The organism is Flavobacterium cyclinae (genome assembly GCF_021172145.1).
Classification (GTDB): domain Bacteria; phylum Bacteroidota; class Bacteroidia; order Flavobacteriales; family Flavobacteriaceae; genus Flavobacterium; species Flavobacterium cyclinae.
The window spans coordinates 592,606-605,403 of the sequence record NZ_CP089095.1 but is presented as its reverse complement, the minus strand read 5'-3'; the positions used below and the strand labels follow the sequence as shown (position 1 = coordinate 605,403).

10 protein-coding genes are annotated in these 12,798 nt (G+C 31.5%); all 10 read right to left on the bottom strand.

Annotated features, from left to right (window positions below; translation table 11 throughout):
* Window positions 1-25: 25 nt before the first annotated feature.
* The 10 genes from LOS86_RS02845 to LOS86_RS02800 all read right to left on the bottom strand — a co-directional run bounded on the left by LOS86_RS02845 (window position 26) and on the right by LOS86_RS02800 (window position 12,770).
* Window positions 26-772 (bottom strand): DUF2490 domain-containing protein, encoded by a 747-nt coding sequence (locus tag LOS86_RS02845; protein WP_231843149.1) that lies wholly within the window; start codon window positions 770-772, stop codon window positions 26-28.
* Between the two features lie 77 nt (window positions 773-849).
* Window positions 850-2,451, bottom strand: coding sequence for a SulP family inorganic anion transporter (locus LOS86_RS02840; RefSeq protein ID WP_231843148.1), 1,602 nt, complete (start codon window positions 2,449-2,451; stop codon window positions 850-852).
* Between the two features lie 15 nt (window positions 2,452-2,466).
* A complete protein-coding gene (locus tag LOS86_RS02835; RefSeq protein ID WP_231843147.1) occupies window positions 2,467-4,335 on the bottom strand; it encodes a proton-conducting transporter transmembrane domain-containing protein in 1,869 nt (622 codons plus the stop codon).
* 3 nt (window positions 4,336-4,338) lie between these two features.
* Window positions 4,339-6,834, bottom strand: coding sequence for a YbcC family protein (locus LOS86_RS02830; protein ID WP_231843146.1), 2,496 nt, complete (start codon window positions 6,832-6,834; stop codon window positions 4,339-4,341).
* Between the two features lie 71 nt (window positions 6,835-6,905).
* Window positions 6,906-7,274, bottom strand: coding sequence for a hypothetical protein (locus LOS86_RS02825; protein ID WP_231843145.1), 369 nt, complete (start codon window positions 7,272-7,274; stop codon window positions 6,906-6,908).
* A gap of 139 nt (window positions 7,275-7,413) precedes the next feature.
* A complete protein-coding gene (locus LOS86_RS02820) occupies window positions 7,414-7,758 on the bottom strand; it encodes a heavy-metal-associated domain-containing protein (protein WP_231843144.1) in 345 nt (114 codons plus the stop codon).
* Window positions 7,759-7,782: 24 nt separating this feature from the next.
* Window positions 7,783-10,068 carry a TonB-dependent receptor gene (locus LOS86_RS02815; protein WP_231843143.1) on the bottom strand — a complete coding sequence of 762 codons (2,286 nt, stop codon included), beginning with the start codon at window positions 10,066-10,068 and terminating at the stop codon, window positions 7,783-7,785.
* A 56-nt stretch (window positions 10,069-10,124) separates the two neighbouring features.
* Window positions 10,125-10,532 (bottom strand): HYC_CC_PP family protein, encoded by a 408-nt coding sequence (locus tag LOS86_RS02810; protein ID WP_231843142.1) that lies wholly within the window; start codon window positions 10,530-10,532, stop codon window positions 10,125-10,127.
* A gap of 46 nt (window positions 10,533-10,578) precedes the next feature.
* Window positions 10,579-11,934 carry an MBL fold metallo-hydrolase gene (locus LOS86_RS02805; protein WP_231843141.1) on the bottom strand — a complete coding sequence of 452 codons (1,356 nt, stop codon included), beginning with the start codon at window positions 11,932-11,934 and terminating at the stop codon, window positions 10,579-10,581.
* 11 nt (window positions 11,935-11,945) lie between these two features.
* The gene (locus LOS86_RS02800; protein ID WP_231843140.1) at window positions 11,946-12,770 is read right to left on the bottom strand and encodes a restriction endonuclease; all 825 of its coding nucleotides are present in this window, start codon (window positions 12,768-12,770) and stop codon (window positions 11,946-11,948) included.
* Window positions 12,771-12,798 lie beyond the last annotated feature (28 nt).

Here is a 12,798-nt window from a genome sequence, read left to right as displayed (position 1 = left end):
ATTTACATCAAATCGGTTTTTTTATTTAAAGATCAAAATTTCTAACGAATGTTGTTTGTATAATGGGAGTTGATACAAAAGTATTATTACTTAACACATCCCATTGATTCATATATCCAAGCTGTAAATTCGATTTAGAATTAAATTTATATCCAAGGCCTAAATACAACCAATTTCTATTAAATGCTTTAGGAGCTAATTTATCCGTTTGAGAGAACCAAATTTCATCAAAACCTTGAAAAAATAACTCATCATTGTTTGATAATTTTTTTAAAGTCGTATTGATTGTCAATCGGTATCTAAATCTATTACCGTAATCTGTACCGGTTTTTGAATAGGAACCATCCAAATTTTGTCCTACAGTATCAAACCATCTATTTTCTTGTCTAAAACGGTGTTGAAAATGCACTTTCGATATATCATGTTTTAATAAAACTTGTTCCCAAATATTATTTTCTACAACTCCAATTTTTGGATTTGGATCATTGGGTTTGTTATTAATATACGAATATCCAAAACTAAATTCAACACTACTATTTACATGATAGTCTACAGAAGGACGCCATAAAAAGGTTCCTTGTTCATTTAAAAAAGCACCAAATCGCTCGTGAATTTCATTAGAAACACTCCATTTTGTGTTCAAATTAATTCTATTTAACATGGTAAACCAAGTATTGGTATTGTCATTTAAAATTGTTTCATTTTGAGCAGAGCTAGCTTGAAAACTAAGACATACAATAACTACTGCTATAAGTTTAAAAATGTTTTTCATTTTATTCCATAAAATATTAGGGAAACCTCTATCGAGAAATAAAGGTTTCCAATTATTATTCAAAAATTTTATATGATTTATTTTGCTTTTCTTGAAGACAATGGATGACTTGAAAGAGGTTTGTGATCTTCTAAACCAATTATTGTAACTGTACCTCCATCATCATGAGCCTCATAGTCGTGTTTAAAATGTTCTAAATTTTCCATTACGGAATGGTCTACTAATTTGGTTTTTTTCAAACAAACACTTACTTGATATCCTGGTGGAATTTCCTCTAATTTTCTTTTAATTCCTAAATAATTAGAAAAAATAGCTGCTTTACTAATTTCTACTTTGTATTCGTTATTAACAAATGAAACAACTGTTGGAGCTTTAAAGAATGATGAAATTGGTGTGCCATTCGCAACATGAATTATCATTTTTACTAACATTCCTGCAAAAATTCCTAATAATAAATCTTCGAATAAAGTTACCAATACTGTTACAGTAAAAATGAACAATTGCTCTTTACCAATATGTAACATATGAAGAAACTCTTTTGGATGTGCTAATTTAATCCCCACACTAATTAACATGGCTGCAAGAGCTGCATTAGGAATCATCTCTAACAATGGTGATGCAAGCAACACAAAAACTAAAATGAAAAATCCGTGAAAGAAGTTAGCCCAACGCGTTTTAGCACCATTATTTACATTTGAAGAAGAACGAGCCACTTCGGAAATCATGGGTAAACCTCCTAAAATTGCAGCTAAAGTATTTCCTACACCAACAGCAATTAAATCTTTATTTGTATTGGATTTTCTTTTAAATGGATCTAACAAATCGATAGCTTTTACCGTTAATAACGATTCTAAAGTTCCTACTAAAGCAAACATAATCACATATTTAATAAATAATCCTGTTTGACTAATTCCTGAAAAATCGACATTCCAATTAATATTATCTACTAAATTTCCAATTTTAACTAAAGCATATGGAGGCTCAGTGTGAGCAAAATCCATATATAATTCACATGGAATAGCAAACAACAAAACTACTAGTGGTGCAGGAATCATTTTAATTGATTTGTTTTTAATATAAGGCCAACCTAACATTATCAACAAACTTACTACTCCAATAATTGACGCTTTTGTATCTAAATTAATAATGAATTTTGGAATAGTAAGCAATAATTCAATAGGCCCCATTCCTTTTGCTAATGTTGGATCATCATTCAACAAAACCGGTATTTGTTTAGCAATAATAATAATTCCAATAGCTGCTAACATTCCATGAATAGCAGAAAGTGGGAAGAAATCAGCTAATTTTCCTAATTTCAAAACTCCAAATAGAATTTGAATTATTCCTGCCACAACCATTGCTCCTAGAGCTAATTTCCAACCTAATTCATTATTCCCTTGACCAAATTCAGCTACTGCACCTGCTACGATTACAATTAATCCTGCTGCTGGTCCTTTAATTGTTAAGCGAGAGCCCATGAAAAACGAAACGACGATTCCTCCAATAATTGCAGTAATTAATCCCATAATAGGAGGAAAATCAGAAGCTTTTGCGATTCCTAAACTCAAAGGCAATGCTAATAAAAACACGATAAAACCAGAAATGGCATCGGTTTTAAAATTCTCTTTTAAACCTGCTAAACCATCAGCAGGAATGTATTTTTTTATATTTGCGTTCATATATTTTCGAATAAATTAAGATGATTTGTAAGGCAACTCATGATACGTTTTAACATGAGGACCTAAGAAAAGACGAGCATAAATTCGGATTCCAGCAATACCTGAAACCACAAAACTTGATGCTACAAAAAAGGCTAAGAAAAGTTGATTACTATCGATATGACTAAAAATCAAATCTTCTCCAATGAAAGTTGTTGTAATTGGAAAACCTGTAATTCCCAAAGTAGCTAACAAGAAAAAGAAAGCAAACTTAGGATGTTCGTAAACATGACCTAAATACTGATTTATTAAAATTCTTCTTTCTAATTTTTGCAACTGTAATAAAGCTACATAACCGATGATTCCTGCAACAATGATTCCAGCTAAGTAGTAAGCAATTTCACTTACACTAACTTTGTCATTAAATACGATGGCTAATGCTATCCAAAAATGATTCATTACGATTAAAATCCATGCTAAAAACGGACTTCTTCGTTCTGAAAATGATTTGAAAACGAATACCAATCCGATAAAAGCAAACAATTCTGGAAGAATATTCGTCAACTGATAAGGCAAATGCAACTTGAATTTATAGGTTATGAATCCTAATAAATAAATTGGAATAAAGAAGAAATAAATTCTCTTGATATTCAAGAAATCTAACGATTTACCAATAATTTTCAATGGTTTCCATAATACCATATTTAGAAATCCTTCCAAATTGAATTCTTTCAAAGCTAAAATGTAAAGTGTGTATTCTATTTTCTTTGGATAAGAATCTTCGATAGCTTTTTCTCTTGGTTTGAAATTGTAAAATTGGTCGCGAATTAAGTAACTCACTACTGATGGCGAAACCAATAATTGATACGTTCTCAAAAATGCATTTCCAGCAAAGTGAATTAATGCTAAAGTTTCAAAACCTAAAGCAATTTCAATAAAAATAATTCCAATTTGAGAAATAGAGCTATACGCCACCTGGCTCTTCACAGACGATTGAACTCTCGCCATAACAGAAGCTGCCAAACTAGTAGTTAATCCCATTAATCCAATGGCAAATCTCATGGTGGTTTGATGTTCCCAAAATGGAAATGTTCTCAACATTAAGAAAACTCCTAAATGCACTGATAACGAACCGTAGAAAATAGCACTCGAAGGTGTTGGACCTTCCATAGCTCTTGGCAACCAAGACGAAAACGGAATCTGAGCCGATTTTGCCGCAGCAGCACATGCCAAACAAAGTGCGATGAATATTCCGATTATGGAATGATTTTGCAAATGCTCATTTACCAATTCGTAATTATTCAACTTCATGAAGGTAATATTTTCATGAAATAAATGGTGACTTGCCCACATCGCTAATAACAATCCGACATCGCCAATTCTATAAATTGAAAATACTTTGAAAGCATTTTTAACGGGTAAATAACGTTCTCTATAAAATGCAATTAAAAGGAAAGATGAAATTCCAATGATTTCCCAACCAATGAATAAGGTTTCAAAATTTCCTGATAAAATAGCTAAGTTATATCCGAAAAAGAAAAACAAAACCGTATTAAAAAAACGTTTGTATCCTTTTTCTCTATGTAAGTAATAGCGACTATATGTAGTTATCATAGAAGTTAATAAGGCTCCAATGAATAAATAAACGGCTGAAATTTGATCAAAATAGAAATCGATAAAAAACTCATAATGAGCTGTTTTTAATATTGATAATTCTACTAAATTCAAATCTTTAGCACCGTCAATTATCCAAAAAATGATAAACACAACTAATCCTACTAATTGTAAAAAAACCGTCCCAAAAGCTGTCCATGAGATGGCTTTTTCTTTAGATTCAGGCAAAAACAAACTAATGATAAAGCCTAAAAACGGTAACAGTATAAAATATTGCAATAACTCGTTCATGACTTAAAATGTATTTGTAATTATTCCTACCGGAAGATTCTCTTTTGTGGTTTCAACTAACTGCATTTCATCTTTAATGAAATTCACAGTTTGAATAGGTTGATAGGGAACAAACTTTTCGTCTTCAAAAACAAAAAGCTCTTTAGTTTCAGGTTGAACTGCCACTAATTTTACCCAATCGTTTTTAAACCATTCGTAAGTAGCTAGATTTTTAGAAATTGCATAAATTACCTTTTCTGGAAAATGTTCGGCAATGACTAACAAACGAACTGGATCATGAACCTCAATCATTTGACTTGGTAAACCTGGACGTAAATCGCCGTCGATTCCATTCGCAACTCCAATTAATCCCATTACGTTATGAGGTAGTTTAGAGCCAGCTCCTAGTTTTTGATTATCAACTCTTGAGAAATAATATTCTAAATTAATTCCCCCACCCACCGGAGCAACTGCGCCTAAAATAATGGCTAAATAATCTCCGGAAGGATCGACTTTATAGTCATACGAATTCAAAAACGAACGTCTGTCTAAGAACAATTGTTTTGACAAACTTCTTCTTCCTACAATACACATCGCATTAGTAGCGTGATTTAATTCGGGACGTGGCTCAAATAAAGATAAAGAACGACGTTTTACTTTTTCATGTACTTTTTCTAAAGTATCTGAAGTATCAATCGTATCAAAACGTCTTGAACGCTCTTTTGCATTGTTATCTAAAGCTTTGGAAAACGTAATCAAGTTATGTTGATGTAAAATTTTATTATCAGCAGACAACGTATCTTCATCATAAAAAGCAATTTCATCTCGAGTCGTATCATGTAAAGCAGGCAAAAATTGCGTTGAAGTAGGAATATCAATTCCTCTTTCTTTCAAAATGGCTCTTACTTCTGGATGATTAGCTGCAAATGAGGCTACTTTTGCATTTACTGAACTTGGTCTACCAGAACAAGCACCGCAATCATATCCTGCATAATGCGTGTTATTAATACTAGTTGCTCCGTGCCCAACAACATAAACTATCGGCGAAAAATTCGAAACTAATCCGATACTTTTTAGTAAACCTTCTACTCTATTAGCCATTTCTTCTACTGAAAAACCAATTTGCAAGTCACCTTCTCTGTGATTAACATCTTTATTCTCGATAACTAATTTGGATTTTTTATGTAAATGCTTAAAAGAAGCCGTTGTAGCTGGTGACATTGAAGGTTTAAAAATATTCAAAAACAATTTTAAAGCCGATGAAAAACCTAAGGTTTGACTAATAATCCAACCGAAAAACAACGAATGAGATTGCTTGTGATAATGCAAATCTTTAGCATGTTTTTTCTTTCTATGCTCTTCTTTTATTAAAAACTTTGGAGTTACTGGAGCAGGACATAATTTGGTATAAAATTTTCCATTAACCGGTTGGTAAAAGAATTCAAAATTAAAAAATGCAGCTGTTCCATAAGTAGAGGCATTTTTATCAATGTGTTCAATATGTCTTCTGAACGAACATTCTCTATCGTCCATACAAAACATACCTTGAAAACTTGGTATTTGCTCCAACTTCTCTTCTTTCACATTTTGTACATTAGACAAAACAGCATCGTAAAAACTCCATTCAAATGCTTGTTGCCAAAGTGATAAAACATCGAAAAGTTCATTGTATGCGACTTTTTCAAATAGCTGAAATTCTTCGTCTTCAATTTTAAAACCAAGTGGTGCCCAAATATCATTGAACTTTGTATCTAAAGTATCAATCTCTAAAAGCAATTCAAATTTTATTAATTCTTCTAAGGTGATTTGTTTAGAATCTAATAAAGAACTTGGATTATTTTCGATAGTAGCAATCATGCCGCTCCAACCAGGATGCCCAAATTGTTGGTCAAATAAATATTGTTCGAATAATTCTTCTTTTCCTACAATTAATTCTAATAATTGGGTAATAGAAGCGTTTTCTTGTAATAATTTTTTTGCTCTATCAGAAGAAAATATTCCTTTAAAGGTATTTTTTTCTAACTCTCGAATAGAAGCTAAAAATCCTTTATCATGTACAGGGAAATTCCAAATGGCAACACCTTGATCTAAGTAACTACATAGCACACGAAATAGCAAACTATGTGTTGATTTTTCAAGATTTATAGCATAGTATTTTTTCCAATTAGAACGTAAACTTCCTATTCTTGGAGATACGGATTCATCATAATTGGTTTTTAATAATTTGTCTTTCCAAGTTTGAAGATTTGCAACTCCTTTTGCTCTTATAATGATGGCATCTAAAACCGCTTCATTGATTTCTTTATTAGCAAATCGTTGTCTAAAATCGGTTATTGACAAATAGGTTTTATAACCAAAAATGGTAGAAGCTTCTAATAGTGCATCGTGAAATTTTTTACTTTGAAAAGCATGCAAAGTATTATGATGCACAAAGTCTTTCAACGGATTTTGTGCTGGTAAATAATGGGTTAAGTGATGAAGAACTTCGTGTTCATCAAAACTAACAATATGTGTTTTCATTGATTAATGAAATAAATTAATACACAGTGAACATTCACAATCAAAAAATGATGTAAAAAAATAAATGTGTATTAAGAAAGGTGAAACTTCCAATTACAATATAAATCGTAAAGTGGAATGGTTTCTTTTGAAGAAAATAAAGAGGATATATATGAAGTTGTGGAATCTTTTAACGATGATTGTAAAATGTTAAAAGATTTTGTAGGAATTGAAAACCAATCCAATTCCACTTCAAACTCTGGTTCTGACTCAACAATTAAAAACTCACCTTCCTCTACTTCAACTGTTTGGAAATGAGAAAAATGCAAGTCTTTGTAATCTTGATTGATTTCAACTTGATTTCCAGATACTCCTACTATTGATGCGTTATACGAAACACCAATAGCCCACATAAAAAATGTGAGCATAAATACAGGAAATAAATGTAATAATCTTTTCAAATTGAATTCACTTGCTACCTAAAGTGAGTACAAATTTATATTTTATTTTAGATTAAAAAATTAATAATCACATAATTTTAACAAAAAAACCGATTAGTAAAATCTAATCGGTTTTATGATAATAGAGAAATTTAATTATTTAATTTATTCGTTCATACAAACAACATCCATGTAATTCATTATAAACCTCATCATTGGCTTTTACAAATTCTGTATCATGCCCTACTGCAGCAATTGATTTAGCCACATCTTCTTTTGAACATTTTGTTTCATCTATTACAAGATGGATTACATTATGGTCAGCATGCCATTCTGCACTTTTAACACCTTTCACAGAAAAAGCAGCTTTTTCAATTCGTTTTTCGCACATTTCACAATTTCCTGCTACTTTAAATTCTACTTTTTTGTTTTTACTTTTCTTTTCTTGAGCTACCATAGTTAATGAAAAAAGACCAACTAATAGCAATAAAACGATTCTTTTCATGTTTTGTAATTTTAGGTTATGTGCTTATTCTTCTTCAGGAGTTAGCACTTCAATTTTTTGATTTTCTTTTTTATCTTTAATTTTAAATCGTAATCCAGCATAATACATAGCTCCAAAAGTAGGTCCGTATATCATACTACTATCAAAATAAGTACCAAAAGGATTATCATTTTGAATAATTCCATTCATTTGTTTATAATTACCCATGTTTTCTCCACCAACATACACTTCAAAAACACTTGAAAACGTTCTTGTAATTTGAGCATTCAATGTTCCGAAAGCAGGAGCATATTCATCTAAACGGTATGGTACTGGATTTGATTGCGTATAAGGCAAACGTTGTTCACCTAGCCAATTATACGTTATATCAAACTTCCATTGTTGCCCTTTGTCTTTGATGTGTGTTTCGTAGGCTAAATTCCCAAAAACACGATGTTTTGCTTGTAAAGGACGCTCAAGTTGTCCTCTTGTAAATTGTGATTGAACATCATAATATTTATATGCCGTTTTAAACGTTAAATGCGTCATCAAATCAATAGAAAATTCTGCTTGTAATGAATTCGCAAAACTCTTTCCTTCTAAATTATAAAACAAAACTTCTTGTGGTGAATGGTCTACATCTACAACTGCTTGATTTTGAAAATCGGTTCTGTAATAATCCAAAATCACCTCAGCATCTTTTCCAGCTAACTTGAATTTTTGAATGAAACTTAATCCATAATTCCAAGCAATTTCTGGATTTAATCCGTACAATTTTCCATTCGTATTAAAAATTGAGAAATTTCTGTTGGATGCAAATAATTGTTGGTTTTCAGCAAAAATATTAGCGGCACGTTTACCTCTTCCAGCCGAAGCTCTAATTACTGCATCTTTCCAAGGATTGTATCTTATATGTAATCTTGGGGTAACAAAAGTTCCTAAACGATTGTGATTATCAACTCTTGCTCCTGCAACCAAACTGAAATTATCTAAATTATCAAAAGTATATTCAAAAAAAGCACCAACTGAATTATCAATTCTAGAAAAATCGCGACTAAAATTTACCGCTACGAATTCATTATAATCATCGTAAGAGAAATTTAATCCCGTAGTAAATTTATTTTTAGTGTTATTAATTATCGAATTGAATAATAAGTTGGAATAAAAACTTTTTTGATGCATGTCATACTGACTTAAGCCAAAATACGATTCTTGCTTATGTGATTGAAATGAATTTTGAAATCCAAAACTTTGATAGGGCATTTCAGGAAAAACATAACCCGTTTTGTTTGAAATTTCAATTTTTTCAGTGTTAATTTCACTTCCCCAAGCGTTTGTAGTTAATCTATCCGTATCTGGATTGAAATCCATCTCTCCCGCTTGCTTTTCATCATTCATGTAACGAACATTTAAAAAACTTACAATTCCATTTTCAGCATCGTTAAATTGCCAACGGTTTAATATATTGACTTGTTTTCCAATCGGACCATCTAAAAATCCGTCGTTGTTCATATCGTTTCTGTTTTGTCTGGTATTGCCATGTAGAAACAAAGTTGAACTCAATTTATCAGAAAACTTGTTATTGAAATGCGTATTTATTTCATAACGACTATCTTGAGAACCATAAACATTTAAGAAAAATGGAATATCATTAACCGGTTTCAAAACTTCATAATTGATTTGGCCCGAAATACTTTCATAACCATTAATTACACTTCCTGCTCCTTTTGTAATTTGAATACTTTCCACCCAAGTTCCAGGCACAAAAGATAAACCATACGCTTGTGAAGCACCACGAACCGAAGGTATATTCTCTTCCGCAATCAAAATATACGGACTTGTTAAACCCAACATTTTAATCTGACGATTTCCTGTTACGGCATCCGAAAAATTTACATCAATAGAAGGATTCGTACTAAAACTCTCAGACAAATTACAACAAGCTGCTTTTAGCAACTCTTTTTGTCCCATTACTTGAACATTTTGAACTTTGTATAACGAGTGTTCTGTTCCTTTTTTCGTTTTTGAAACAACTACTTCTTTAAGAGTATTTACTTCTTTTAAAACTATAGAAATTGTAGTTGAAGTTACTTCAATTTTTTTTGTTTCAAATCCAACGTAGCTTACCACTAAAAAATTAGATTCCAGTGATTTTTTAATGGAAAAATTTCCGTTTTCATCTGTTGTGGTGCCTACTGCAGTATTAAACCAAAACACATTAGCACCTAATAAAGGTTGATTATTTTCGTCTTTAACTGTTCCTTTTATAGTTTCTTGCGAATAAATAAATTGAGAAACAAAGAATAGCAAAAACGCTATATTTTTAAACATAATAAAGTTATTTATTGTTATTAATTCTTTGATTTACAGAATAAAAAACAATAAACTTATGCGTAAAAAACCAATTGACAATAGAGTTTGTAGAGTGGTGGTGCATGAGAATCGCAATAATACGCCACTTCATTTGAAATAGTATTTTCTGATTCAAGTGCAACAAAGTTTGGCTTCCAATCAGCAGCAAAAACTGTTGGTTCTAAATCTAATTGAAAGGTTTTAACCAATATATCATCGGTCTTTTTTTCAACTTTAATTAATTTATTAGAACAACAAGAATCGTGAGAATCTTCTTTTGCACAACATGATTTTATCTCCTCAACACAAGGTTCATCTTCTTGATATTGAAAAGAAACCGAAGCAATTTCATCTTTACAATAATGCACAGAAAAACTCAATCCTAAATTGGCAAGCAATATAAGAGAAGCTAAAACGATACTTATTTGTTTTCTGAGATTCATCGGTGCAAAATTAGCAAATTGAATTTTAATTTGAGTTAATTTTATTCTAAATTTCAATGACTTGACCTAAAAAAGGGACTTGAACTTCAAAATTATAATGGTCTTGAATCTTTAATCTCAACTCATCAGCTGCTTCATTTTCACCGTGAACTAAGAATACTTTTTTAGGTTTGGTTTCCAATTCGGATAGCCAATTCAGTAAATCTTTTTGGTCGCCATGTGCCGATAAACTTTCGATTAACATAATATTAGCTCGTACTGGATAATATTTTCCGTAAATTTTAATTTCTTGAGCACCTTCTAATAATTTTCTACCTCGAGTTCCTTCCGCTTGATAACCTACCAATGTTATAGTAGTTTCTGGTTTATCGATTAATCTTTCCAAATAAGACAAAACTCTTCCTCCTGTAATCATTCCACTTGCTGCGATGACTACTTTTGGTTGTTTATCGAAAACGGCATTCATACTATCTTTGTAATCAGAAATTAAAGTAAAAACTTTGCACATTTCATCGCAATCTTCAAAAGAAATTTTGTGCCAAGTGCTATTGTCTTTAAAAACATCTAAAACACTAATCCCCATTGGTGTATCTATAATATAATGCATATTTGGAATACGTTCTTCTTTTTTCAATTGCCAAATCAAATACATCATGGATTGTACACGTTCCACTGCAAAACTTGGAATTACAACCGTTCCACCTCGGTTGAACGTATTATTGATAATGGTTTCTAATTCAAATAAAGCATCGGTTTGAGGATGAAGACGATTTCCGTAGGTACTTTCCAAAAAAACATAATCTGCTTTCTTCGGTTTTTGAGGCGGAAACATAAGTACATCTTCGTCTTGACCAATATCACCTGAAAACACCAAAACTTTTCCGTCAATCGTTAATTCAATCGAGCAAGCGCCTAAAATATGACTTGCATAAAAGAATTTGAACGAAATAGCATCATCGAGTTTCACGTCCAAATCTTTATCTACCACTCGAAACATAGAAATTACAGCATCTACATCGGATTCTGTATACAAAGGTTCGGCTGGATCGTGTTTTGAGAAATGCTCTTCATTGGCTCTTTTAGCTTCTTCTTCCTGAATTTTCGCACTATCATATAAAATCAATCGCGAAATTTCTTTCGTGGGTCGTGTACAGAAAATTTTTCCATTGAAACCCTCATTTACCAATTTGGGCAACCAACCACAGTGATCTAAATGTCCGTGAGTAAGAATAACAAAATCTATTGTTTCTGGCAAAATTGAAAGCGGTTCCCGATTTAATTCGCGCAATGATTTGATGCCTTGAAACATACCACAATCAATCAGAATTCGAAGATTACTATGTTCGATTAATGTTTTAGAACCTGTCACAGTTCCTGCTCCGCCCAAAAAATGAATTTTCATGATTTTTGCTTTTAATTGATTAATTGATTGGCTTCTTTCAACACATTTTTAATTCGATTACGACTTAACTCTATGTTTTTCAAATTATTGGGATGCAGAATTAAATCTTCTACAGTAATACACTCAAGAATTAACAGTTTTTCTTTCTCTGCTTTTGTTAAAGTAGTCAAACAAGTTATTGGATATACTTTGTAGGTATCAACCAATTCTTTAATACCATTTTTTTGAGGATAATCCCAACTCAACATATTCATACCCGAACATTCACCAAATTGAATAGCATCAGAAGTAAATCTGTTATTAGTTACGATAGTACACTTGGATATATTTCGCTTAGCAGAAAACAAATCGTATTTTCTATCTTTCACATCATTAAATCGAGACAAAATATACATCGGCACTTTTACATCACTTTTTGCATCTTGTCCCGAATGGAATTTACATTCAACCAAGGTAACTAAATCGTTTTTAAGAAGTAAAATATCGATTTCATGTGAAATACATTTACCTTGAAGGAAGGTATTTATCTTAGTTTGATAACCTAATTCTTGCATTAATTTTGCTATAAACTTTTCAAAGAAAAATCCAGCAGGTCCTAATCCTAGCAATGCAGTCCTTAAATTATAGCGTGCTGCATGAACATTTGAAATGTTTTTTAACAATTGGTAAGCACGTTTGTAAATTTTTTTTGAAGGTATACCTTCATATAATTCACTTTCAATTTCTTTAACAATAGTTTCCGCTACGGATTGATCAGCTCCTGATTTACGTAAAGAATTGATTAGTTTTTGTTCATCGTAATGAACTAGTTCGCCCGAATATTTTGTAACTTTCATAATCAAATGATTATTCTATAAAGTTACG

Coding starts and splice junctions, on each gene's coding strand:
- LOS86_RS02835 (WP_231843147.1), bottom strand. CDS start 4,335: ATGAACGAGTTATTGCAATATTTTATACTGTTACCGTTTTTAGGCTTT.
- LOS86_RS02810 (WP_231843142.1), bottom strand. CDS start 10,532: ATGAATCTCAGAAAACAAATAAGTATCGTTTTAGCTTCTCTTATATTG.
- LOS86_RS02820 (WP_231843144.1), bottom strand. CDS start 7,758: ATGAAAAGAATCGTTTTATTGCTATTAGTTGGTCTTTTTTCATTAACT.
- LOS86_RS02800 (WP_231843140.1), bottom strand. CDS start 12,770: ATGAAAGTTACAAAATATTCGGGCGAACTAGTTCATTACGATGAACAA.
- LOS86_RS02830 (WP_231843146.1), bottom strand. CDS start 6,834: ATGAAAACACATATTGTTAGTTTTGATGAACACGAAGTTCTTCATCAC.
- LOS86_RS02845 (WP_231843149.1), bottom strand. CDS start 772: ATGAAAAACATTTTTAAACTTATAGCAGTAGTTATTGTATGTCTTAGT.
- LOS86_RS02840 (WP_231843148.1), bottom strand. CDS start 2,451: ATGAACGCAAATATAAAAAAATACATTCCTGCTGATGGTTTAGCAGGT.
- LOS86_RS02805 (WP_231843141.1), bottom strand. CDS start 11,934: ATGAAAATTCATTTTTTGGGCGGAGCAGGAACTGTGACAGGTTCTAAA.
- LOS86_RS02815 (WP_231843143.1), bottom strand. CDS start 10,068: ATGTTTAAAAATATAGCGTTTTTGCTATTCTTTGTTTCTCAATTTATT.